Below are 22418 nucleotides of genomic sequence, written 5' to 3'. Positions count from 1 at the left end.
CCGGCTCACCGGGCCCGTGCCGGGGATGCTCAACGTGGTCGTCTATGGCGAGGGCGAGGGGCTGCCCGCGGGTGCGGCCATGGCGACGCTGCGGGCGTACCTGTTCTCGGCGGACGCCGCGGACTACGCCCGGCGCGAGGAGCCGGTCTGGCGGGAGTGGCTGGACGGGCTCACGGTCAGCCCTTGACGGTCCGCGTGGCCCCACGGTCTCGGCCGAGGCGCTAGCTCCAACGCACACCGAACCTCAACCTTGTGCGACTGGGCCGATTCGAACTGCCGACACCCGCTTTAGGAGTTCGATCCGGGAGCGGCCACAAGGCTCTGAACTGCGGAAATACATGCGAGTAGTTCGTTGACTGCGCCTCATCCGATCGGTCTGCTGACATTTGCTGACCACGCCGCGGCTCGCCAAGGCACTACCGCCCTGCCGAGTCAGCCCTCCGCGGGATCCGTGGACTCCTCATCAGCATGGGCGCCCTCAGTGGCCACAGCCCCGGCGCCGAAACGGAACACGCGCGGAGCGTCACCCGGCCAGACCGCGAAGTACTCCCCCGTCTCAACACGCACTTGCGGCTCGTCACCGCCTTGAACGTCCTCGAACACGCCCATGGCGATAGATGTGCCGTCGACGGGCGAGAGACCCTCCTTCTCTTCGGGCTTGCGGCAGGACGTGAGCGTCGTACGCCGATCAAAGAGGATCGCTTCGCCGTCAAGGACGCCGGTCTCGATGTGGGTCACACTTTCCAACACTTCCCTGAACTCCACGGAGTACCACTCGTGGATGTCCAGGCCACCGTACGGAGCGAGCAAGATGTAGTACTCAGCTTCACTTGCGAGGGCCTCGATCTGACTCCGGATCGCGGAGGCCGCCGGTTCCAGGACGTCGTCTCGCAGTGAGCGAAGCTCACGAACGATCCTCTGCTCCTCACCTTCCGCGAAACCCTGCGCGATCATTCGACCAAGTTCTGTGGGGTCAGCAAAGGTTTGGTTGAAGATCTTTTCGACCAGGTAAAGCCTCGGGACTCGGAAGTTCATTCCGAGAATGGGGTGCGACGTGTTCGCCGAGGCAGGCACGTCCTCGACGACGGGAATTTCGGCAGCAAGCCGCGACCGCTGATCCAACGTCTCACGGAGCGCAGTTCCTAGCGCGTCAATTCGCGTCTGAGACAAGGGCTCCACGGCCAGGCGCCCGTCTTCGGCCGCGTCCCATTTTGCAATCGCCTCAGCGAACCTCCGCTTAAGTCCGTCTTCCTGGGCATTCAGTTCGCGATCACCGTCCGTCAAGATACTTAGGAAACGCTTGTACTCGGACGCTGTTTCCTGATCGTCGGCAGGTGGCAGGGGGCCGTAAGACGACGCGAGCGCGGACAACAGAGCACGGTCGATGTAATGGGAAAGCTGGAGGGCCTGCACACCGCTTGATGTTGTTGACTTCATCTCCCACCAGTCCCAGCGACTGAAGGGCACGGCTCCCCGCTCTGCCGCGGCACGCGCACCGAGGATCTCTGACCACGTACCACGGGGCGTCACCAGTGCCCGAAGGCTCGCGTCAGCTGGATCACGATCGTCGTGCTTGTCGGCGAGGTAGTCGAGCCATCCGGAAAGGACCAGTTGGCCACCCCGGACGTGAGATCGGCTGGAGCCTCCTCGATCGAACTCAAATAGGGCGCTCAACTCCAGCGCCGCGATCTTGGCGGCCGCCGGCTTCTTGGCGTCCAGAGCCAGCTTTACGAGTTCGACCATGGCCCAGGTTCCCCGCGCTTGAAGGTCGTCGCTCTCCTCGGCCGCCGAGTAGGAGTACGCGGCCAAATTCTGGACGCACGTGGTGATACGCGACACCACCGAATCGAAGTCAGGATCTCCGTGGCGCAGCACGTCGAACCACAACCTCGTGAAACTTCGAAGGCACTCATCGACGTACTCCGTCGAGCCGGTGCGAGGAGCTTCGATAGCACGGGTCATCGCTGCCCCGACGAAGACGTCGGCCACACGAGGTGACAGCAAGACATCCTGTTCCACTTCGCCAACGCTGCGGAACAACCAGTCACGTCGTGTGAACGACGCCCGGCGTGATGAGTCCGGGCTCTCGCGCTCGGCCATCCACACTCCTCGAACGACGTGGCCAAGTAACTCCAAGGCCCGTTCGGCGGTCGCTAGCGCGCCGGATCGAAGGTTCGTGCCGATCGCGTCTTTCAGGGTGGCGATCTCACGATCGGTCTCTTCGTCTGGTGTGACCGAGCCCGAGGGCTCGAACTCGATGCTGGATTGGAGGAGTCGGACAATCCGGCCAGTCGTCGCCGCGTCGAGCGCATTTGATGTAATGACACGAAAAGCCGATTCACCAAGTCGGGTGCGATCACCCGGTTCAATATCAAGCGTGACCTGTGGCGACAGGAACACCTCGGCCGCGGCGCTGTTCGTCGGGCTGCCCTCGGTGGCGCGCAGCCCGAGGGAGTCGATCGCCTGGCGCGCGATCTTGGGATTAATGGCTCTGATGACCCTGCCACCAGCAGGAACCGGCACTCTCAGCGTGACAGCCGAGGCCTTGGGCACTCCCATGAGTCCTTCCGACGCGAACAGGCCTTCCAGTCGTTCCCTGGCGTCGGCATATTTGCGCGACACCTCGCTCAAGCGACTGGAAAGCGAGTCCACCAACGACGAGCGCACTACTTCATCCAGAAGGGACGGGTGCCCGAAGAGCTGCATTAGCTTGACCGTCGAAACCACCAGCAAGACGACCGACGGGGCGAACCAGGCGAACGCGATACCGATCATGCCGAGGTCGCTGGGCAGCCAAATTGTCTCGATAGCAATGACTGCGTTGGCAACGAGGCCGACGCCGACAAACCAGCCTGCCCCAATGAAGCTGAGAACCCTTCCCCTGGAGGCACCGATCGCCAAGGGCGCCTCAGCAAATAGCTGCGCAGCAATGGCCAACCCCGCGAATCCCACCGACAGGAACGTCGTCTGCACTTGCCACATAATCCCGTCGGCCCCGGCTACGGCGGGAAGGCTCGACTTGAGCCAAGCCGGATCCCCCGTGTGGTGAATCACCGCCAGCAACGACACGCTCAGTATGAAACTGGCGGCCAACAACAGGATGTGCCGCGACTTCACTTTGCTGGATCACCTACAGTCGCGTCCAGTTGCGCCGCGTCATCGGCAGCGAACGCAGGCTCGGCGTGGATACGGGCCGAGAAGTCGTTACGGGTCGTTGCATGCGCCTCGACCTCGTGCTGGACTGCCCACAATCGGTTCTCGGCAGTCGCGAGGCATGCCCGTTCGAATACGGAGGCGACGTAGGTCACGCCCCGATGCTCCCAGTCGCGGCCAGCCCGTAGATCGCGGATCGAACATCTTCACCCGTCAAGCGCCAGCGAACCCTGACTCGTCCCGTCGAGCGGGTTCCAGCACCACGTTCGCGGATTCCCGCGCCGACCTTCGTGGTCCCCCCTGCCGAGGCTGGCCTGGCCCCGATGGCGCGGTCACAGGATTGACGCAGTCACCGTCCCTGCGGCGGCGGCACGTGTCGGTTGGACCGCTCTTGGGAGATGCAAGAAGAGTGTCGTCGTCATCTCGGGGTCGAAGCTGGCCGACGCACCAGCGACGCGTTGCGTCGGATGCGGATCCCATTGAGCCAGACGACTCAGAGCACGTCCGAGTTGCGTCGCTACTTCAAGTCGAGGGAGCGCGGTTTCGGCACCTTGGCGCTGCTTCGTGCATGCCGTTCACGGGCGGGCCGGTCGTGCTGCGTTTGCGACAGCAGTCGGTAGCGAGGGGCGGAACCGGTTGGCGATCGCGGCGATCTGTGGATCGTCGTCCGCGGATGGCTCGGGCTTCTCCGCGGAGGAGAGCAAGACGTCAAACTCTGCCTCTTGACCCACTGTTGGAGCGATGGGCACGAGCTTCGTGTCGCAGTAGACAATCAACTCTGCGCTTCCGTCTGTGACGACCGGACTCCACCACCCGAGGCCACCTGAGCCGGTTACCACTTGGCCCCGAATGGTTCCTGTGACCGGACCCGATGCAGCTGCCGCGATCAGTTCGGCGATCGTATGTGTCCTTCCGCGCAGCGTCAGGCTCTCGTCAGTGATGCCAACTGCGGCGAGCCATGGGCGCGGCCAAGCCGGTTCGGTGAACCTGCCCAGATATGTGCCCGGTGGTGGGTCGGGCCAGCGAAAGGCTCCCGGACATCGCCGCAGCCGAAGTTCGGTCCAGGCCCGTCCGTCGAGGGATTCGACCTCGGCCAGCCTGAGCGAGCCCGGCTGGGTCTCGCTGAGTACACCGGCTTCGGCAGCATCGCAAACGACGTCGAGCAGGGCCTCGACGGAATCGAAGAGCCGACTCACGTATGCATCGTGAGTGTGGCCGTACCAGACCGACGGGTCCGATGGCTCCTCGCCCGCGGTGTCCAGCGTGACGACGTTGACGATCTGGTCGTCAAACACCGGCAACCAGGTGCGCGGTTGCTCCAACTTGCTGGTCGTGAACCGATACCAGGAGATCAGCTCTTTCGGGCTTCGCATACGCCATCCACCGAAGACCCCGGCGTCTCCGCCTCCGCGCCACCGGTACAGCGCTTCAACTTGGCGTGGAAGCACGAACGGTCGGACAGCCGCGCTCAGCTCCTCGATCTCCGCGTCGGCCAGCCCTGGCCGCAGGCTGCCGAATGGCTCCGGCCATGCCGCGCCGATGACGCTCTCGAAGCGGGCCAGCGCTCGTTCGATCGACATCGGCTCTCCTGTCTCGATGCGATTCCCGCAGCACAGAATGCCGGATGACGCGCCTGCGCACTCGAAACCAACGTCCTCGTGCGGCCAGGAGGTGCTCGTCGAGCTGAGCCCACCAGCGGCGCTCCCCAGTGCTGGGCGTGCGGCTCTCGACGCTCGACGCACGCTGACGGACGTCGGCCCGCGCTAGTCGCGGCGCTTCTCGCTGAAGTACCACCCCACGGCGGTCCCGAGGAGGGTGAGCAAGGGCACGAGGATGAGGGTCGCTGCGCGGTCAACACGCTCCCAGGCGCTTGCTGGAGCGAACACCGCGGCAAGGAACGTGCATAGACCGCTGACGGCAACCATGACCAGCAGCCAGGTCGTGACGCGTATCTGCTGCTTCTGGTGCTCGGCCTTGATCAGTGCTGCCGACTCGAGGTTCGGCGCGATCGAAGGCCCTGCGGGGTCGGCCGTGGGCGCCGTCGGGCGCCCGTCGAGTTCGAACGGTTCAGAATCCTCCGACAACTCGTTCGCCGGGTCGGCAAAGGCGCCGCCCGTGCTCACAGGTCCCCCTTGAGCATGTGGGGGCCAAGTTCGACGACGAGCGGCCAGTAGAGCTCGCAGACGGGAACATCCTCATTGGTGACGTCCCAGTGCTCGACGAGCGCCAGCGGCGCGAAGTGGGCGGACCCATCGAGCAAGGCCGGCGCCTCGTCCTCGATGAGTTCGAACATGACTGTCCCCTGCGTCTGTCGCTGCGCCGCGAGTGTCGCAGCGTCCAGGAGGTCGTCGGAGGACGCCTGTGGGTGAAGTTCAGCCCTGGCAGTGCTCGTCATGGGTCAGGTCCATTCGGGTCGGGGTCGGTGTCAGTAGCGCCATGGCTCTCTCCTTCGCATCGACAGGGCCGACCGGAATGGTCTGGCTCACACAGCATAGCGTGCGAGACGCACATGATCCACACACGATGTACATTCGGTGTGTGTGCCATGTGGCATATAGGGAAGTATCTGGCTACACTCCTCAACATGAGATGCGTTAAGGATGTGCATCCGGGTGCCGATAGAGAGAGCATCTAGACCCAGCCGCATCTCGACTGCAGAGCAGTCCAACCGCCCGAGGGCGAACAACCCGACGAACGACCAACGTCACCCCGACTCCCGCAAGCACCGCTCCTGATGCGCCGATCCGATCGGCGCATCAATCTCGGCGTACGCGGGGATGAGAGAAGGACTCAAGATGATCGCCACTACCGACGACGCGCGGCCCGCTGCCGGGACCGCGTCGGACGCCGGCGAGAGCCGAGTCGTCCGCCTGTCCGTGAATCTGGCGCCGACTGTCGCCGCCGCCCTCAAGAGCACGGCGGCGAAGAAGGGCCTGAGCATCACCGAAGCGATCCGCCACGCCATCGCCGTCTGGAAGCTCGTCGTTGACGAGCAGGCAGCGGGCCGCAAGGTCATGATCGTTGAGGGTCAAGGCGACTCCGCGACGTTCCGCGAGATCGTCCTGATCTAGCGCAGCCACGCAAAGCGAGGGGCGCATCCCACGGGGTGCGCCCCTCGTCGTGTGTCCGAGCTCGCTTCAGTCGTCGAGTCGCGGCCCGCTGACGGCCAACGCGGCATAGGGGCTCATACGTCGACGCTCGCGCGTCCGGCTCAGGCCACGAACGCGCCGCGGGAAACCACCCTGCTGACCACATGCTGACCACGAGGCCCTAGGGGGCATCGCGCCGGACTCACGGGTTGCAGTTGCAGAGCGCCTGACCTGCATCAACACACTGTGCGCCTGGGCAGATTCGAACTGCCGACACCCGCTTTAGGAGAGCGGTGCTCTATCCCCTGAGCTACAGGCGCATGGCACCGAGCGGCGATCTGAGCACCAGCTCCGAGGGGTTCGGTCGTTGGTGCCGTGGGTGGCGATCAGCCCGGTCCGGAGGCCACGATCGCCAAGGGGATCAGCGGTGTCGCGGCCGTTGGCCAGGTTACAGGAGGAGGGCCCGCCACCTGGGCGCCGCCGTGGAACGTGCCTGTGGACCAGCCGGAGTGACGTCTACGCCGCGCTGGATCGCGTGTAGGAATGGCGGGGAGGGCGCCGCCGGGCCGGTGGGCGTCCCACCAGCGAGCGGCCGACAACGAGGGGTGCACGTGAAGGCGATCGTGGTGACCGATCAGAGCGCTGGGCTCGCCGGGATGACCCTGGCCGAGCACCCCGAGCCGCACGCGGCGATCAACGACGTCGTCATCGAGGTGCACGCCGCGGGGTTCGTCCCGACCGAGCTCGACTGGCCATCCACCTGGGCCGACCGCAGCGGCCGGGAACGCGCGCCCTCGGTCCTCGGGCACGAGGTCGCAGGGGTCGTCACCGCCCTGGGGTATGGGACGACCGGGCTGTCACCGGGCCAGCGGGTGTTCGGGCTGACCGACTGGCACCGCGACGGGACGCTGGCCGAGTACGTCGCGGTCGAGGCGCGCAACCTCGCGCCGCTGCCCGGTGACGTCGACTTCACGGTGGCCGCCAGCCTGCCGATCTCCGGTCTGACGGCGTGGCAAGGGCTGTTCGAGCACGGTCGTCTCCGTGCCGGGCAGTCCGTGCTCGCGCACGGGGCGGCGGGCGCCGTCGGGACGATGGTGACGCAGCTGGCGCGCGAGGCGGGCGCCTACGTCATCGGCACCGGACGGGCCGCGGACCGGGAGAAGGCGCTCGACTTCGGCGCGCACGAGTTCCTCGATCTGGAGCACGACTCGCTCGACGACGTCGCCGGCGTCGACCTCGTCTTCGACGTCATCGGCGGGGACGTCCAGCGGCGGTCTGCCGCCGTCGTCCGGCCCGGAGGGACGCTCGTGACGGTCGTCGGACTGGCCGAGGCGCGGCCCGCCGGCGGGCTCGCGGTCGACTTCGTGGTCGAGTCCGACCGTGCGCAGCTCGTCGAGATCGTCCAGCGCGTGCGGGACGGACGGTTGCGCCCGAACGTCGACACGGTCGCGGAGCTCGCCGATGCCATCGCGGCGCTCAACCCGACCGGGCGACGCAACGGGAAGACGGTCATCCGCGTCCGCCCGTGACGACATCCGCGGCGCGCGGCCAGCCCCCGGGACGCCGACGAACGCGGTGACCCGCATCGCCGGCTGAGGATCAGCGCGTCGCGGACCGCCGGCGGACCGACGTCACGAACGCCGTGCCGAGCGCGACGAGCAGCAGCGCGAGGCCGACGACCGGCCAGACGTCCCAGCCGGTCGAGCCGAGCACGCCGTGGCCGCTACCCGGGTCGCTCAAGCCGGAGCCGTTCGACCCAGAGCCGTTCGAGCCGGACCCGTGCGACCCCGAGCCGTTCGAGCCGGACCCGTTCGACCCCGAACCAGACGACCCAGAGCCCGAGCCCGACCCAGACCCCGACCCGCCCCCGGTCGGCGCGGCCGTCACGTCCAGCGTCACCGGCGCGAACGCGCTCGCCCCGCCGCCGTTCGTCACCGTCAGTCGCACCATCAGCCCGTCGTCGGCCAGCGCCGGCCGCAGCGTCACGGAGTAGGTCGACGTGGTCGCCGCAGGCGCGGCCGCAGGCAGGAGCCCGGCGGCCCGGACGCCACCCACCGAAGCGCGGCGTGCCAGCGAGGACACGCTCGTCGTCGCCCCACCCGGCAGCGCGCCCCAGTGGGCGCCACCGTCGCGCGACACCTCCCACGTCGGCGAACCGCCGGACGAGAGCACGCGCCACGAGAGCGTCGTCGCGACCCCGACGGTCGCCGCCACTGTCGACGGCGGCCCGGAGACGAGCGACGGCAGAGCCACCACCGTCAACGAAGCGGCCGCGCTCGGCACGTCCACCGGCCCGGCGACGAGCGTCGCGTGCGCGACGGCCCGCACCAGCAACCCGTCGTCCGCGAGCGCCGGCGTCAGCGTCAGCGACGACCCGGAGGCCCCCGCGACCGTCGTCCACGTCACCCCGTCGGGCGACGTCTCCCAGCTCAGCGTCGGCGCGGGCTTGCCGGTGGCGGCGACCGAGAACGTCACCGCGTGGCCGGGGGCGCTCACCGCGTCCAAGGGAGCGGAGACGGTCGGCGCGCTCAGCACGGTGAGGGTGGCGGCCGAGCTCGGCACGGTCCCGCGCGACGACGTCGCGACCACCCGGTACTGCGTCCCGTCCAAGGCGGCGGTCACAGAGGAAAGCGTCAGCGACGAACCGCTCGATCCCGAAAGGTCCGTCCACGTCGACCCGTCCAGCCGCTGCCACTGCAGCGTCGGCGCGGGCTGCCCGCTCGCCACCGCGACGAAGACGGCGGCCGTCCCCGCGTCGGCCGTCACGTCCGCGGGCGGGGTGGTGAACGCCGGCACCGACTCGAGCGTCACGGTGGCGGCGGTCGTCGTCGCGACGCCGTGGCCCGTCAGGACCGCGCGCACCTGCAGGCCGTCGTCGCCTGCCGTCAGCGTCCGGAGGTACGTGCCGGACGTCTCGCCGGGGACCGTGGTCCACGTCGAGCCGTCGGGCGAGGTCTGCCACTCGATCGTCGGCGCCGGGTTGCCGTGGCCGGCCGCGGTGAACGCCACGGCGTCACCCGCGAGGCCCGCGGCGTCGGACGGCGAGGTGTCGACCACCGGGCCGTAGAGCACGTGGAGCGTCGCGGCGGAGCTCGTGACGTCGGTCGGCCCGGAGACGACCGCGGTGTGCGTCACGACGCGGTACGCCGCGCCGTCGAGCGCCGGGGTCGCGGTCACGTCGAGCGACGCGCTCGTCGCGCTCGGCACGTCGGCCCAGGTGGAGCCGCCCGGCGCGCGGACCTGCCACTGGTACGTCGGCGCGGGGTTGCCGCCCGAGGCGGCGACCTGGAACGTCGCGGTATCGCCGGTGGCGACGGTCTGGTCGGTCGGGCCGCTGAGCGTCGGCAACGCGTGGACCGTCAGCGTCGCCTCGTCCGAGAGGAGCGGGGTCGAGCCGTCGACCCGCACCCGGACGCGCAGGCCGTCGTCCGCGAGCGTGGCCGTGCGCGTGTAGATCGCGCCGGTGGCGACGTCGGTCCAGGTGCCGCCGACGTACGCCTGCCACTGGTAGCTCGGCGCGGGGTTGCCGGTGGCGGCGACCGTGAAGCTCGCGACGTCACCCGCGAGCACGGTGCTGCTCGTCGGCTGCGTGCCGATCTCCGGGCCCCACGTCACGTCGAGCGTCGTGACCGACGACGTCGCCGAGCCGTTCGTGTTCGTCGCGACCGCGCGGTACTGCCGGCCCTGGTCGGCGCGCGTCACGCCCGGCACGGAGAGCGTCGCGGACGTCGCACCAGAGACGTCGGTGAAGGTCGAGGAGCCCGCCGGGGCGCTCTGCCACCGGACCGTCGGCGCCGGCGTTCCGGCGGTCGTGACGGACAGCGTCAGCGTGCCGTTCTCCGCGACCGACACGATCGACGGCGGCACCGAGGTGAACGACGGCGGCGTCACCAGCGAGACGGTGGTCGACGCGACGACCGCGTCCACCTGCGCCGACGCCTGCAGGTCGCTCGCGCCGAGCGTCGCCGAGGCGGTCGCCGTGCCGTCCGCGCCCAGCGTCGCGGCCGCGCCCGACAGGCTGCCCGAGTCCTTCGTCCACGTCACCGGCGCGCCTGACATCGCACCCACGAGCGCGGGCGGCACGGCCGAGCCGTCCGACATCGCGAGCGCGGCGGTCAGCGTCGACGTCGCGCCGGTGAGGGCCTGCGACGGCGAGGCCGTGAGCGCGAGCTTCGCGTAGGGGGTGGTGGTCGTCGCGCCCGGTGCGGTGTCGCAGCCGGTGCCGGTCGCGGCACCCGCGCAGCCCCACCAGTTACCCGGCGCGCTGACGGCGCCCAGCACGGCGGTGCGCGCGGTGGTCGCACCCAGGGTCGTCGTGTTCCCGGCGAGCCGCGACGCGCTGACCGAGGCGCTCGTGACGGTTCCGCCGACGGCGATCGCGCCACCGACCGAGCCGGGAACTCCCGCCGGCGCCGTGACGGTGTTGCCGGTGACGGACGAGCCCGTGACGACCAGCGAACCCGCCTCGACCAGGATCGCCGCGCCCCGCGGGCCTACGCCCGAGGTCGACATCACGGCCTCCGACGCGAACGTCGACCCGGTCACGGTCACCGCGGCGCCCGCGCCGCCCACGTAGAGGCCGGCGCCGCCGATCGCGCCCGCGCCGCTGCTGCCGGTCACCTGGTCGCCGCCGAACGTCGAGCGCGTCACCTGCACGCTGTCGGACCCCGAGACGCCGACGAACGCGATCGCGGCACCCGCCGCGTCGTAGCTGAGGTTCCCTGTGAACCTCGAGTCCTGGACGACGAGCGAGCCGCCGCTCATCTGCACCGCGCCGCCGACCGAGCCGGCGTCCGTGCTCGTGGCCGGCGCGGCCGCGTTGCCGGAGAACGTGCTGCTCAGGATCGTCAGGGAGTCGGGGCTACCGGGGTTCGCCGACCCCGCGAGCACGCCACCGCCGCCGATGCCGTCGCCCACCCCGTTGCGGACCGTCAGGTTCTCGAGCGTGACGTCGACGCCGCCCACGAGGTTGCCGTCGAGGTCGAGCGCGTGCGACGCGTGCTGCGCGTCGATGACGACCGTGCCGGAGCCGACGACGCGGAGCGACGCGGCCTGCGTCGGCCAGTACTGGAGCGGGCCGGCCGTCAGCGCGTACGTCCCTGCGGGCACGTCGACCTCGGCGGTCGCGTCGGACTGCGCGCGGCACAGCGCCTGGCGGAGCGTCTCGCCCGGCACGCCGTCCTCGCAGCCGGACGTGAAGGGCGCGTCGCCGGTGCTCGTCACGGCGTGCACGACGGGCGCAGCACCGCTCGCGGCGGCTCCGGAGAACCCGACGAATGCGCAGGTCATGGCGATAACGGACGCGGCGAGGCGTCGGGGGCGCAGCACGCGCGCCAGAGTACGAGTTTCACCCGCGCGGCCGGACCAACGTCCCGGGTGAACTCTCGTAGGCTCGCGCCCGTCCGCTCGTCGAAGGGTCCTCCGTGCTCACACGCCGCACCGTCCTGCTCGCGGGCTCCGGCGTCGTCGCGGCCGGTGCCGTCGCGAGCGCGGTCGGGTTCGAGCTGCGCCACACGCGCGTCCCGCTCGAGCTCGCCGACCTGCGCCCGCTCGTGGGCGAGCGGTTCCGCGTCCGGTCCGACGACGGCACGCGCACGGTCACGCTGCGCGCCATCAGCGGCCCGCACGGCACGACGGCGACCGCCGACCGGTTCACGCTCGAGTTCACCGCCCCGCAGGGCGGTCCGCTGCCGGCCGCGATCCACACGCTCGAGCACGGCTCGGGGCGCCTCGAGCTGTACCTCGGCCCGGTCGAGGCGGACGGCCACCTCGAGGCCGTCGTCGACAGGACCGTCTGACGCGATGCCCGTCGCCACCCCCGCACCCACCGTCGCGCTCCGCCCCGCCGGGCCGGACGACGCCGCGTTCCTCGCCGACCTGCACGCCGACGTCCGCGGCCCCGAGCTCGCCGCGCTCGGCTGGGACGCCGCCACCGTCCGCGCGTTCGTCGACGGTCAGCACGGCATCCGCGAGCGCGCCTACCGCGCGGCCCACCCGGCGGCGGACGACGCGGTCGTGCTGGTCGACGGCCGGCCCGCGGGCCGGCTCCTGCTCGACCGGGCCGCCGACGCGACCCACGTCGTCGACCTCGCCCTGCTCGCGGCCGAACGCGGCCACGGCGTCGGCACGCACCTGCTGCGCTCGCTGGTCGACGAGGCCTCGGCGACCGGCCGCCCGGTGCGGCTCGTCGTCCGCCGCGACAACCCCGCGCGCCGGCTCTACGAGGGCCTCGGGTTCCGCGAGGTCGGCAGCACCGAGCTCGACCTGCTGCTGGAGACGCCGTGAGCACCTACGACGACTGGGCGTCGGCAGTCGGCGCGACGCTCGAGGTCGACGGCCACGCGCCGTGGGCCGTCATAGCGTGCTCGCCCGCCACCGACGCCGCGGGGTGGCGCAGCTGGTCCGTCACGCTGCGCTCCCCCGAGGCGGTCGACCAGACCACCGCGGCGATCCACCTGCCGGGCGTCGAGCCGGAGCCGGTCTTCGTCGTCCCGTCCGCCCGCGACGCCGAAGGCACCACGCTCGTCGCGAGCTTCACCACCCCCATCGAGCCAGATCCCGACACGGACGGAGCGTCGTGAGCACGCCCTACATCGGCGAGATCCGCATGTTCGCCGGCACCTTCGCCCCGGTCGGCTGGGCCTTCTGCGACGGGTCGCTGATCCCGATCTCGCAGAACGACACGCTGTACGCGTTGCTCGGCACGACGTACGGCGGCGACGGCCTCAGCACCTTCGCGCTGCCCGACCTGCGGGGCCGCGTCCCGATCCACCAGGGCCAGGGGCCGGGCCTGTCGGCGCGGACCATCGGCGAGCGCGCGGGCACCGAGTCCGTGACGCTGACGACGACCCAGCTGCCGAGCCACACGCACGCGGTCGTCGCCGCGCTCGTCCCCGCGACCACGGGCTCGCCCGCCGGCGCGACCTGGGCCGCCACGTCGGCGCCGTCGTACACGACCGGCTCGACCACCAACACGATGTCGCCCGCGGCGCTCGCGCCGGCCGGAGGCAGCCAGCCGCACGAGAACCGCGTGCCGAGCCTCGGGGTGAGCTTCATCATCGCCACCGAGGGCATCTTCCCGAGCCAGGCGTAGGGAGCCCGCCGTGTCCGAGCAGTACCTGGGCGAGATCCGCCTGATGGCCTTCAACTTCCCGCCGAAGGGCTGGGCGTTCTGCAACGGCGCGATCCTGTCGATCCAGCAGAACCAGGCGCTCTTCTCGCTGCTCGGCACCACGTACGGCGGCAACGGGCAGACGACGTTCGCGCTGCCCGACCTGCGCGGCCGCGTCCCGGTCCACGCGTCCGGCCAGTTCACGCTCGGGCAGGTCGGCGGCACCGAGCAGGTGACGCTGACGCAGAACGAGCTGCCCCCGCACACGCACGCCGCGCAGGCCGTCCCGGCGCAGGCGACGACGGCCGACCCGACGAACGCCGTGTGGGCCGCGACCGCGGCCCCGCACTACGCGGCGGGCGCGCAGTCCGTCATGGCCGCGTCCGCGGTCGCTCCCGTCGGCGGCACGCAGCCGCACCCCAACATGCCGCCGTACCTCACGGTGAGCTTCGCCATCAGCCTCCAGGGCATCTACCCGAGCAGGAACTGACATGTCCGACCAGTTTCTCGGCGAGATCCGCATCTTCGCCGGCAACTTCGCCCCGCAGGGCTGGGCCACGTGCGACGGGCAGCTGCTGCCCATCAGCCAGAACACCGCGCTCTTCTCGTTGCTGGGCGTCAACTACGGCGGCAACGGCACCTCGAACTTCGCGCTGCCCGACCTCATTGGCCGCAGCCCGCTCGGCGTGGGCTCCGGCCCCGGCCTCTCGGACGTGACGTGGGGCGAGCAGGTCGGCGTGCCGACGGTGACGCTGCTGGCCTCGGAGATGCCGGCGCACACGCACCAGGTGCGCACCGTCGCCGCGGGCACGTCCGGCACGACGGGCAACCCGAGCGGCGCGTCGTGGGCGCAGTCCCGCCAGGGCCGCGTCGTCGAGGCGCAGTACGCGACCGCCACGCCGAGCGCGCAGCTCGCGCCAACGGCCGTGGCGCCGACGGGCAACGGCCAGCCGCACAACAACCTGGCGCCGTACCTGGCCGTGACCTTCATCATCGCGCTGCAGGGCATCTACCCCCAGCGCCCGTGAGCCGCCGAGCGGCGCCGCGGACCGCCCGTTGTGCGCGGCTCCGGCACCGCAGTCACGCCCGGCGTGGCAGGATCCGTTCATGACGACGAACGCGGACATCGCGTCCCCGGACATCCACGCCAACGCGGGTGACACCCGCCTGTGGGTCGACCGCACGGGCATCAGGCGCTACACCGGCCGGAGCTCGAGGGGCGCCGAGGTACTGATCGGCTCGGTCGAGGACGAGGGCGTCTTCACACCCGGCGAGCTGATGAAGATCGCGCTGGCAGGCTGCAGCGGGCTCGCCGCCGACGCGGCACTCCGGCACCGCCTGGGTGATGATGTCGAGGTCAGCATCTCGGTCTCGGGCATGGGCGACGAGGTCGAGGACCGTTACCCGGCCCTGGCGGAGGAGCTCGTGGTCGACCTCTCGAGCCTCGACGACACCGCGCGCGAGCGGCTGCTCACCGTGCTGCACCGCGCGATCGACCAGCACTGCACCGTCGGCCGCACGCTCCAGCACGGGGCGAGCGTCGAGCTGACGGTGACCGGGGAGCGCTGAGGTCGTGCGGGTCGTCGACGAGGCCCTCGTCAAGGCCGTCACGATCCCCTCGGCGACGGTGCACGCGCACGTCGAGAGCCTGCGGCGCCGGAACCCCGAGGCGAGCCCCGAGCGGATCGTGCACCTTCTCGAGAAGGAGTACCTCCGGGTCGTCGGGACCACGGGCGGCGCGGTCGGCGTCGCGGCGGCGGCACCGGCGGTCGGCACGGGCGTCGCGCTCGCGCTGACCGCGAGCGACATCGCGACGTTCTTCGGGGCGTCCGCGGCGTTCACGCTGGCCGTCGCGAGCGTGCACGGCATCGAGATCGAGGACGTCGAGCGGCGCCGCGCGCTGCTGATGACGAGCATCCTCGGCGAGTCCGGCGCGAAGGCCGTGGCCGACGTGGTCGAGCTGCGGAACGTGTCGGCGGCGCGCGCGCTGCTGACGCGGCTGCCGATGGGCACCGTCAAGAAGGTGAACCTGACGCTGACGCGCCAGCTCGTGCGCCATCAGCTCGGGCGCCAGACGGGCCTGTTCTTCGGCCGCATGGTGCCGTACGGCATCGGCGCCGTGATCGGCTGGGCGGGTGGGCGCGCGCTCGGCCGGCAGGTGATCCGCGGCGCCCGCGCCGCGTTCGGGCCGCCGCCCGCCACGTACGCGCACACGATCGAGCTCGGCTCGGTCGCGGCTCCGACGACGCTGCCGCGCGGCGTGCCCGGCGAGCTGCCGGCGCCGGACTCGCTCGCGCCGTTCCCGACGCCGCACCGCGAGCCCGGCCGGTAGCGCGGTCGGGCCCGCCGGCCGCGAGGCGGCGGGCTGCCTGAGCGACCGCGCCTCGGTGCGGCGCCGGGCCGCGCCCTGCCCCGGGCGCGGCCGCCGTCACCAACGGTCGTGCACGTGCTCCCGGATGCGCTCGTCGTAGATGGCCGCGAGGGCGTCCTGCGTGCGCCCGTCGATCGGCGCGAGGTCGGCGGCGGCCGCGTTGGCCCGCGCCTGGTCGGCGTTGCGCGCGCCGGGGATGACGACGGAGACGCCCGGCTGGTCGATGATCCACCGCAGCGCCAGCTGCGCGGTGGTCGCCCCGGCCGGGGTGAGGGCCGCGACCTCGCGCGCCGCGGCGACGCCCGCGTCGAACGGCACGCCCGCGAACGTCTCCCCGACGTCGAACGCCTCGCCGTGGCGGTTGTACGTGCGGTGGTCGTCCGCCGCGAACGTCGTGTGCTCGTCGTACTTGCCCGACAGCAGCCCCGACGCGAGCGGCACGCGCGCGATGATCCCGACACCGGCCTCGGCCGCCGCGGGCAGCACGCGCTCGAGCGGCTTGCGCCGGAAGATGTTGAGGATGATCTGGATGCTCGCGACGTTCGGCCGCGCGATCGCGGTGAGCGCCTCGTCGACGGTCTCGACCGAGACGCCGTACGCCGCGATGCGGCCCTCGTCGACGAGGGTGTCGAGCGCGTCGTACACGTCGTCGCGCGAGTAGACGGGCGTCGGCGGGCAGTGCAGCTGGACCAGGTCGATCGTGTCGACGCCGAGGTTCTGCCGCGACCGGTCGTTCCACGCGCGGAACGCGTCGAGGGTGTACGCCTCGGCGACGTGCGGGTCGGCGCGCCGGCCCATCTTCGTGGCGACCGTCAGGTCCGCGTCGGGGTGGGCGGCGAGGTACCGACCGACGAGCCGCTCCGACCGTCCGTCGCCGTAGACGTCGGCCGTGTCGAGGAACGTGACGCCCGCACCGACCGCGGCGTCGAGCACCGCGAACGCGTCGTCGTCCGGCACGCTGCCCCAGTCGCCGCCGAGCTGCCAGCAGCCCAGCCCCACGACACCCACCGACCGACCCGTCCGCCCCAGCACCCGCTGCTCCATGCCGCCGACGCTACCGTCCGCCAGACCCGCCCCCGACCGCGCGCGGCACCCGGTCGGAGTACCTCGCGACCGTGAGTCCACGTCGAGGCCGTGAGTTCGTGGACGAATCCGCGGATCACGACTCGCGCCGGCTGGAGAAACTCACGCACAGCAGCCGAACCCTCGGACGTGGTGGAACCCGCTGACCTGAGCGGAACTCGCGGACCCGGCGGAGCACGCGCGGCGACGGGCGTCCCACGAGGGCTCGGGTCGCCGACGTGGCGCGGACGCGCGACGCTCGACCGGTGACCCCTCCCCCGCGGCCCGGCGCCGTCATCGCCGCCCACCCGCTGTCCCTCCCCGCCGCCGACGCGTTCGCGCTGGTCACCGACGTACGCCACCACGCCGACTGGATCCCGCTGACGCGCGTCGACGTCGACGGCCCGCTCCACGTGGGCAGCCGGTTCCGCGCGGTCTCGGGTCCCGGCGCCCGCGACGGCGCTCCCGGCCTGGTCGACTCGATGCGCGTCACGCGCCTGGACCCGCCTGCCGACGGGCACCCGGGCGTCGCGCACTTCGTCCGCGAGGGGCCCGTGATGCACGGGTGGGCACACATCGTCGTGCGGGACGAGCCGGGCGGCGGCTCGCTCGTCGTCTGGGCCGAGGAGGCGGCGCTCGTCGGCCCGCTGCCCCGGGCGCTCACCGCCCGGCTGATCGGCCCCGCGCTGGCCCTCGTCATCCGGGTCGCGCTGCGCGGCGCCGCGCGTTCCGCACACGCCTGAGGCGGCGCTGCCGGGCGCCGCGGCGCGGGGAACGTAGGCTCGTCGACGAACGGTCCGGACCACGGACCGGTCAGCGCAGCGGCCCGACCCCCGGCCGCCGAGCCCGAGGAGCCGCATGACGCCCACCGCCCCTGGCGCGACGCCCCGCCACTACCTGATGTGCGAGCCGCTCCATTACACGGTGTCGTACGAGATCAACCCGTGGATGGACCAGACCCGGTTCACCGACACGGACCTCGCCGTGAGCCAGTGGCGCCGCCTGCGAGACGTCTACCTCGACCTCGGCCACACGGTCGAGACGATCGAGCCGATCCCGGGCCTGCCCGACATGGTCTACGCGGCGAACGGTGCGACGGTCGTCGACGGCATCGTGTACTCGGCCAAGTTCCGCTACCCCGAGCGCGGCCCCGAGGGCCCCGCGTACCAGAAGTGGTTCGCCGACCGGGGCTTCGTCACGCACACGGCGTCGTCCGTCAACGAGGGCGAGGGCGACATGCTGGTCGCCGGCAACCTGCTGCTCGCGGGAACCGGCTTCCGCACGACGCGCGACGCGCACGCCGAGGCGCAGGCGCTGTTCAACCGGCCCGTCGTCACGCTCGAGCTCGTCGACGCGCGCTACTACCACCTCGACACCGCGCTCGCGATCATCTCGAGCGACCCCGCCTCGACGCAGGTCGCGTACTACCCGCCGGCGTTCTCGCCCGCGTCGCGCGCCGTGCTCGGGCAGCTGTTCCCCGACGCGATCGTCGCGACCGACGAGGACGCCGCCGCGCTCGGCCTCAACGCCGTCTCCGACGGCGAGCACGTGGTCGTCGCGCCCGGCGCACGGGACCTCGCGGCGGCGCTCCGCGAGCGCGGCTACGAGCCGATCCCGGTCGACACGACCGAGCTGCTCAAGGGCGGTGGCGGCGCCAAGTGCTGCACGCTGGAGATCCGCTCGGCCTGACGAGCCACCGACGTGCCGCGGCGCGGCCCGCTCGTCCGTGAGGACGGCCGGCCGCGCCGCGGCGTCGTTCCGGGTCGGATCCCGTCAGTGCGCCGTCAGGAGAAGAACACCGCCCCGTACAGCCAGCTGCCGCGCTCGGCGTCGCCGATGTACATCGTCGAGATGCCGGTCCGGCGCATCTGCGCGCGGTGCGGGGCGGAGTGGTCCCACGCCTGCACCAGGTAGCTGTAGCTGGCGTTCGAGACGCAGCCGACGATGTTGTCGTGGCCGGAGTGCCAGATGCCGCCGGTGTTCGCCATCTGCAGCGAGTGCCGCACCAGCGACGACGACGTGACGATCCGCAGCTTCTTGAGGCCGTGCCTGGCGCGGTAGGAGTTGATCGCCGCACCGAGCGACGCCGCGCTCGCCGCGTGTGCGCCCGAGCCCCGCGACGTGCACGCGAGCCCGCCCGAGGGCACGCGCGACAGCGCAGCGGTCCCGCTCGTCGACCGGACGGTCGTCGTGGTGGTCGTCTTGACGGGCGCCTTCGTGGTCGAGTGCGTCGTCGTGGTGGCCTTCTGCGCCGCGGCCCGCTGCGCGGCGGCCTTCTGCGCCGCGGCGTGCTGGGTCGCGGCCTTCTGCGCCGCCGCCTTCTGCGCGGCCGCCTTCTGCGCGGCGGCCTTCTGGGCTGCGGCGTGCTGCGCGGCGGCGTTGTGCGCGGCCGCGGCAGCCTTGGCGGCGTTGTCGGCCGCGACCTGCTCGGCGACTGCCGTGCTCTCGGCGTCCCCGAGCGCGGCGTCGTCCGCGGCCAGCTGCGACGTCGCCGCCGTCAGCGCCGCGGCCGTCGACGTCGCGTCGTCGACGAGTGACTGCAGCGACGCCGCGGACGCCTGGAGGGCGTCGGACTGGCCGGCCTTCACGTGGGTCGCCGCGGCGAGTGTCTGCTGGGCGTGGGCGAGCGCGAGCCGCGCGGCGTCGACCGCCTGCGCATGCGCCGTGGCGTCCGGCAGCTCGCCGGCCGCGACGCTCTGGTCGCTCGACGGGCTGTCGTGCCCGAGCGAGGCGATCGCGTCGTCACCGAAGGCGACGCCCGCGGTGGCGACCACGGTCACGGCGGCCACGAGGACCGCGACACGCCGGCGGTGCCGGGCGGTGGCGGCGGGCTGCTCGGCGGCGGAGGCACCGCGCTGGCTCGGCACCCACGAGAGGCGCTTGCGAGGTGATGCGCCGACCCCCTGATCCTGGACCGCGGGGGCGGCGCCGGGCGTCTCGCCGGTGGTGGGATCGCTCTCCGTCTGGGTCGCGGCGCTGCGCGACGACCCCTCACGACTGGCAGTCGACATGGTGTTCTTCCCTCCGTCGTCCCCTGACCCACCGGGGATCTCACGCACGGATCGGCATCCGGAACGCCCGACTTGAGGCGACACGCCGGTTCAGTAACCGGGGATACTTCGGATGTGCTGGCACAATCCGGTCACTCGTACGAGTGATAGCGCAGGTCAACGGTAGGTGCGCGTCGAGAAGGCGCCCTAGGACGCCGGTCACACGTCACGTGTGACGTAGATCACACTCGCGTCAGCGGTCGGCGGCCCGCTGGGTCACGATCATCACGGGGCAGTTCGAGTGATGCAGCACCGCCTGGCTCGTCGAGCCCAGCAGCAGCCCGGCGAACCCGCCACGACCCCGCGAGCCCACCACGATCAGGTCCGTGGCGACGGAGAACTCGGTCAGCAGCTCGGCGCCGCCGCCGTCCAGCGCGTACTTCTTGACGGGCACGTCCGGGTGGTCCTCGAGGGCGCGCTCGACCACCACGCCGAGGCCCTCCTCGACGTCGCGCAGCACCTGCTCGTGGTCCACCGCCGACGGCAGCCAGGCCAGCAGGCCCGTCATCGATCCCACGGGCACGCCCGACACCGCGGTGACCTCGGCACCCCACACGGCGGCCTCCGCGATGGCCTGCCGCAGCGCGAGCTCCGCCTGCGGTGAGCCGTCGACACCGACCACGACGCGCCGCACGGGCCGCACGTCCGGCACCGGCGCGTCGTCCGGCAGCGGGTGCCCGTCGGCGCGCAGCGGCACGACGACGGTCGGGCACTGCGCGTGCGCGGGCAGCGCCGACGAGACCGTGCCGAGCAGCCGGTCCGCGAAACCACCGCGCCCCCGCGTCCCGACGACGGCCAGCCGGACCTCGCGCGACAGCTCGACGAGCACGCCGGCCGCGTCGCCGGTGTGCACCTGCGCCGTCACCGGCACGCCGATGCCCGCGACACGGGCGACCGCCTCGTCGAGCACCGCCCGCGCGCCCTGGCGGATCGAGCTGTCGTCGAGCGCGGCGTAGCCGCCGTCGAGGGAGGCGGCCGTGAACGACGGCAGCGCGTAGCTCGTGACGAGACGCAGTCCCCAGTGGTGCTGGGCGGCGTGCGCGGCCGCCCAGTCGAGCGCGTGCAGGCTCGGCGTCGAGCCGTCGACCCCGACGAGGACCACGTCGTCTCGCGTCATGCCCTCTAGCCTGGCACGACGCGCACCGACTGACGCGACCGTGGGCCCGGTCCACTCGCGCCGGGTGACGGCTACGCGACGAGGTACTGGCTCCACAGGGGCTCGGCGCGCGTCGCGGCGGTGCCGAACGCGACGGACCACCGCGGAGCCCGCGGCGTGAACGACAGCTCCCAGCCGATCTCGTGCAGCAGCCGATCCGCCTTGCGGTGGTTGCACCGCACGCACGCCGCCACGACGTTCGACCACTCGTGCCGGCCGCCGCGCGAGCGCGGGTGCACGTGGTCGACCGTGTCGGCGCCGCCGCCGCAGTACGCGCACCGGTGGCTGTCGCGTGCGAGCACCGTGCGTCTGGTCGGCGGGACGGGCCGACGCACCGGCACGTGCACGTACCGCGTCAGGCAGAGGACCACGGGCAACGGCACCGAGACGTGCTCGGCGTGCAGCTGCCGCCCGTCCGTCTCGAGCACGGTGGCCTTGCCGCTCATCACGAGCATCACCGCACGCTTGAGCGGCAGGATGCACAACGGTTCCATGCTGGCGTTCAGCAGCAGGGTGCGAGCGCTCGACGCGAGCGGCGACCTGGTCGGGCCGACGACCTCCGGGGCGTTCGTGAGCACGGCGTCCTCCCGATGTACGGGTTCGGACCGGCTGGCTGCCGGACCGCGAGGCAACAGCGTGGTGCGCGACCAGAGTAACCGCCGACCCCAGCGGAAAAGCACGAAGGCCCGGCGACACGTGGTCGCCGGGCCTCCGGGGGGGGTCTGTCGGTCAGCCGACCCGCAGGAACACGGGCGAGCTCTGCCAGATCGCGCGGAACTGGATCGTCTTGCCGGGTCGCGGCGCGTCGATCTGCTGGTTGCCGCCCGCGTAGATCGCGACGTGGCCCGGCGTCCAGATGATGTCGCCCGGCTTGGCGTCGGCGCGCGAGACGACCTTGAGCGCGCTGCGGATGCCGCCCGAGCTGCGCGGCAGGTCGACGCCGAGCTGCGCGTACACGTAGTCGACGAAGCCGGAGCAGTCGAAGCCGGACGGCGTCGAGCCGCCGTACACGTACGGGACGCCGACGTAGCGCGCCGCGATCTCGAGCACCTTGTTGCCCGAGACGGACTGCGGGATCGGGTTGTTGTGCGCCGACGAGCTGCCGCCGTTGTCGTCGTTGCCGTTGTCGTCCGCGACGCGGGAGACGCTGCGCGACGCGGCGCGGAGGGCCGAGCGGGTCGGCGTCGGGTCAGCCTTGACCTCGGCCTTCGCCTTCACGGCCTTGACGGCCGGCGCGTCGAACGTCCACGCGGCATCGGCCGGCGACGTGACGACGGGGGCGGTGTCGAGCAGCGCCAGGGCGGACGCGGCCAGGGACGCGGTGTCGACGTCGGCCAGCGGGCCGGTGGCATCGCTGCCACTCGTGGCCCCGGCGGGGGTGCTCAGCATCGAGACGACGAGTCCCGACGATGCGGCGACGACGGCG

23 protein-coding genes and 1 tRNA gene are annotated in these 22418 nt (G+C 71.7%); 12 read left to right on the top strand and 12 right to left on the bottom strand.

Features of this window, described 5'->3' with window-relative positions:
- Window positions 1-432 precede the first annotated feature (432 nt).
- From QRT04_RS11185 to QRT04_RS11165, 5 genes are all read right to left on the bottom strand, one after another.
- Window positions 433-3117: a hypothetical protein gene (locus QRT04_RS11185; RefSeq protein ID WP_289455319.1), complete on the bottom strand. Its 2685-nt coding sequence runs from the start codon at window positions 3115-3117 to the stop codon at window positions 433-435.
- Window positions 3114-3308 carry a hypothetical protein gene (locus QRT04_RS11180; RefSeq protein WP_289455317.1) on the bottom strand — a complete coding sequence of 65 codons (195 nt, stop codon included), beginning with the start codon at window positions 3306-3308 and terminating at the stop codon, window positions 3114-3116. The genes QRT04_RS11185 and QRT04_RS11180 overlap by 4 nt, the downstream gene beginning before the upstream one ends.
- Before the next feature lie 420 nt (window positions 3309-3728).
- Complete coding sequence (locus tag QRT04_RS11175) at window positions 3729-4733, bottom strand: SMI1/KNR4 family protein (RefSeq protein ID WP_289455316.1); 1005 nt, start codon at window positions 4731-4733, stop codon at window positions 3729-3731.
- 183 nt (window positions 4734-4916) lie between these two features.
- Window positions 4917-5276, bottom strand: coding sequence for a hypothetical protein (locus QRT04_RS11170; RefSeq protein WP_289455314.1), 360 nt, complete (start codon window positions 5274-5276; stop codon window positions 4917-4919).
- Window positions 5273-5548 carry a hypothetical protein gene (locus QRT04_RS11165; protein WP_289455313.1) on the bottom strand — a complete coding sequence of 92 codons (276 nt, stop codon included), beginning with the start codon at window positions 5546-5548 and terminating at the stop codon, window positions 5273-5275. The genes QRT04_RS11170 and QRT04_RS11165 overlap by 4 nt, the downstream gene beginning before the upstream one ends.
- 400 nt (window positions 5549-5948) lie before the next feature.
- Between QRT04_RS11165 and QRT04_RS11160 the strand changes: the two genes are divergently transcribed.
- A complete protein-coding gene (locus QRT04_RS11160; RefSeq protein WP_289455312.1) occupies window positions 5949-6224 on the top strand; it encodes a CopG family transcriptional regulator in 276 nt (91 codons plus the stop codon).
- Between the two features lie 265 nt (window positions 6225-6489).
- Here QRT04_RS11160 and QRT04_RS11155 read toward each other — a convergent pair.
- A tRNA-Arg gene (locus QRT04_RS11155) sits at window positions 6490-6562 on the bottom strand.
- A 306-nt stretch (window positions 6563-6868) separates the two neighbouring features.
- Here QRT04_RS11155 and QRT04_RS11150 point away from each other — a divergent pair.
- Complete coding sequence (locus tag QRT04_RS11150) at window positions 6869-7771, top strand: NADP-dependent oxidoreductase (RefSeq protein WP_289455311.1); 903 nt, start codon at window positions 6869-6871, stop codon at window positions 7769-7771.
- 70 nt (window positions 7772-7841) lie between these two features.
- On the opposite strand, the gene QRT04_RS11145 is transcribed toward QRT04_RS11150, so the two are convergent.
- Window positions 7842-11531 (bottom strand): immunoglobulin domain-containing protein, encoded by a 3690-nt coding sequence (locus QRT04_RS11145; protein ID WP_289455310.1) that lies wholly within the window; start codon window positions 11529-11531, stop codon window positions 7842-7844.
- Window positions 11532-11665: 134 nt separating this feature from the next.
- On the opposite strand from QRT04_RS11145, the gene QRT04_RS11140 reads away from it, so the two are divergent.
- The 8 genes from QRT04_RS11140 (at window position 11666) to QRT04_RS11105 (ending at window position 15685) form a co-directional block, all read left to right on the top strand.
- Window positions 11666-12040, top strand: coding sequence for a DUF6916 family protein (locus QRT04_RS11140; RefSeq protein ID WP_289455309.1), 375 nt, complete (start codon window positions 11666-11668; stop codon window positions 12038-12040).
- Window positions 12041-12044: 4 nt separating this feature from the next.
- Entirely contained in the window at window positions 12045-12527 is a 483-nt protein-coding gene (locus tag QRT04_RS11135; protein WP_289455308.1) for a GNAT family N-acetyltransferase, read from the top strand.
- Complete coding sequence (locus QRT04_RS11130) at window positions 12524-12823, top strand: DUF6916 family protein (protein WP_289455307.1); 300 nt, start codon at window positions 12524-12526, stop codon at window positions 12821-12823. Before QRT04_RS11135 ends, QRT04_RS11130 begins: the two co-directional genes overlap by 4 nt.
- Window positions 12820-13335 carry a phage tail protein gene (locus QRT04_RS11125; protein ID WP_289455306.1) on the top strand — a complete coding sequence of 172 codons (516 nt, stop codon included), beginning with the start codon at window positions 12820-12822 and terminating at the stop codon, window positions 13333-13335. Before QRT04_RS11130 ends, QRT04_RS11125 begins: the two co-directional genes overlap by 4 nt.
- Before the next feature lie 10 nt (window positions 13336-13345).
- Window positions 13346-13843, top strand: coding sequence for a phage tail protein (locus QRT04_RS11120; protein WP_289455305.1), 498 nt, complete (start codon window positions 13346-13348; stop codon window positions 13841-13843).
- Between the two features lies 1 nt (window position 13844).
- Window positions 13845-14381, top strand: coding sequence for a phage tail protein (locus QRT04_RS11115; RefSeq protein WP_289455304.1), 537 nt, complete (start codon window positions 13845-13847; stop codon window positions 14379-14381).
- Window positions 14382-14460: 79 nt separating this feature from the next.
- Window positions 14461-14922, top strand: coding sequence for an OsmC family protein (locus tag QRT04_RS11110; protein ID WP_289455303.1), 462 nt, complete (start codon window positions 14461-14463; stop codon window positions 14920-14922).
- 4 nt (window positions 14923-14926) lie between these two features.
- Window positions 14927-15685 carry a hypothetical protein gene (locus tag QRT04_RS11105; RefSeq protein WP_289455302.1) on the top strand — a complete coding sequence of 253 codons (759 nt, stop codon included), beginning with the start codon at window positions 14927-14929 and terminating at the stop codon, window positions 15683-15685.
- Window positions 15686-15781: 96 nt separating this feature from the next.
- On the opposite strand, the gene QRT04_RS11100 is transcribed toward QRT04_RS11105, so the two are convergent.
- Window positions 15782-16768: an aldo/keto reductase gene (locus tag QRT04_RS11100; RefSeq protein ID WP_289455301.1), complete on the bottom strand. Its 987-nt coding sequence runs from the start codon at window positions 16766-16768 to the stop codon at window positions 15782-15784.
- 284 nt (window positions 16769-17052) lie between these two features.
- Here QRT04_RS11100 and QRT04_RS11095 point away from each other — a divergent pair, with 284 nt between their 5' ends.
- Window positions 17053-17529 (top strand): SRPBCC family protein, encoded by a 477-nt coding sequence (locus tag QRT04_RS11095; protein WP_289455300.1) that lies wholly within the window; start codon window positions 17053-17055, stop codon window positions 17527-17529.
- Window positions 17530-17644: 115 nt separating this feature from the next.
- On the top strand, window positions 17645-18475 hold the full coding sequence (gene ddaH / locus QRT04_RS11090) for a dimethylargininase (protein WP_289455299.1): 831 nt from the start codon (window positions 17645-17647) through the stop codon (window positions 18473-18475).
- A 95-nt stretch (window positions 18476-18570) separates the two neighbouring features.
- On the opposite strand, the gene QRT04_RS11085 is transcribed toward ddaH, so the two are convergent.
- The 4 genes from QRT04_RS11085 to QRT04_RS11070 all read right to left on the bottom strand — a co-directional run bounded on the left by QRT04_RS11085 (window position 18571) and on the right by QRT04_RS11070 (window position 22381).
- Window positions 18571-19797: a CAP domain-containing protein gene (locus QRT04_RS11085; RefSeq protein ID WP_289455297.1), complete on the bottom strand. Its 1227-nt coding sequence runs from the start codon at window positions 19795-19797 to the stop codon at window positions 18571-18573.
- A gap of 232 nt (window positions 19798-20029) precedes the next feature.
- Window positions 20030-20953 (bottom strand): universal stress protein, encoded by a 924-nt coding sequence (locus QRT04_RS11080; RefSeq protein WP_289455296.1) that lies wholly within the window; start codon window positions 20951-20953, stop codon window positions 20030-20032.
- Window positions 20954-21024: 71 nt separating this feature from the next.
- Complete coding sequence (locus QRT04_RS11075) at window positions 21025-21570, bottom strand: HNH endonuclease (RefSeq protein WP_326522464.1); 546 nt, start codon at window positions 21568-21570, stop codon at window positions 21025-21027.
- A gap of 151 nt (window positions 21571-21721) precedes the next feature.
- A complete protein-coding gene (locus QRT04_RS11070; RefSeq protein WP_289455295.1) occupies window positions 21722-22381 on the bottom strand; it encodes a C40 family peptidase in 660 nt (219 codons plus the stop codon).
- Between the last annotated feature and the right edge of the window lie 37 nt (window positions 22382-22418).

Origin of the sequence: Cellulomonas alba, from assembly GCF_030362835.1 — a bacterium.
GTDB lineage: Bacteria > Actinomycetota > Actinomycetes > Actinomycetales > Cellulomonadaceae > Cellulomonas > Cellulomonas alba.
The sequence above is the reverse complement of the archived record's forward strand: the minus strand, read 5'-3'. Positions and strand labels throughout refer to the sequence as shown.

What these genes read in the sequence shown, in the direction of transcription:
- QRT04_RS11070 (WP_289455295.1), bottom strand. Translation starts at nt 22,381, where the DNA reads ATGCTGAGCACCCCCGCCGGGGCCACGAGTGGCAGCGATGCCACCGGC.
- QRT04_RS11165 (WP_289455313.1), bottom strand. Translation starts at nt 5,548, where the DNA reads ATGACGAGCACTGCCAGGGCTGAACTTCACCCACAGGCGTCCTCCGAC.
- QRT04_RS11080 (WP_289455296.1), bottom strand. Translation starts at nt 20,953, where the DNA reads ATGACGCGAGACGACGTGGTCCTCGTCGGGGTCGACGGCTCGACGCCG.
- QRT04_RS11085 (WP_289455297.1), bottom strand. Translation starts at nt 19,797, where the DNA reads ATGTCGACTGCCAGTCGTGAGGGGTCGTCGCGCAGCGCCGCGACCCAG.
- ddaH (WP_289455299.1), top strand. Translation starts at nt 17,645, where the DNA reads ATGACGCCCACCGCCCCTGGCGCGACGCCCCGCCACTACCTGATGTGC.
- QRT04_RS11110 (WP_289455303.1), top strand. Translation starts at nt 14,461, where the DNA reads ATGACGACGAACGCGGACATCGCGTCCCCGGACATCCACGCCAACGCG.
- QRT04_RS11100 (WP_289455301.1), bottom strand. Translation starts at nt 16,768, where the DNA reads ATGGAGCAGCGGGTGCTGGGGCGGACGGGTCGGTCGGTGGGTGTCGTG.
- QRT04_RS11175 (WP_289455316.1), bottom strand. Translation starts at nt 4,733, where the DNA reads ATGTCGATCGAACGAGCGCTGGCCCGCTTCGAGAGCGTCATCGGCGCG.
- QRT04_RS11115 (WP_289455304.1), top strand. Translation starts at nt 13,845, where the DNA reads ATGTCCGACCAGTTTCTCGGCGAGATCCGCATCTTCGCCGGCAACTTC.
- QRT04_RS11160 (WP_289455312.1), top strand. Translation starts at nt 5,949, where the DNA reads ATGATCGCCACTACCGACGACGCGCGGCCCGCTGCCGGGACCGCGTCG.
- QRT04_RS11135 (WP_289455308.1), top strand. Translation starts at nt 12,045, where the DNA reads ATGCCCGTCGCCACCCCCGCACCCACCGTCGCGCTCCGCCCCGCCGGG.
- QRT04_RS11145 (WP_289455310.1), bottom strand. Translation starts at nt 11,531, where the DNA reads ATGACCTGCGCATTCGTCGGGTTCTCCGGAGCCGCCGCGAGCGGTGCT.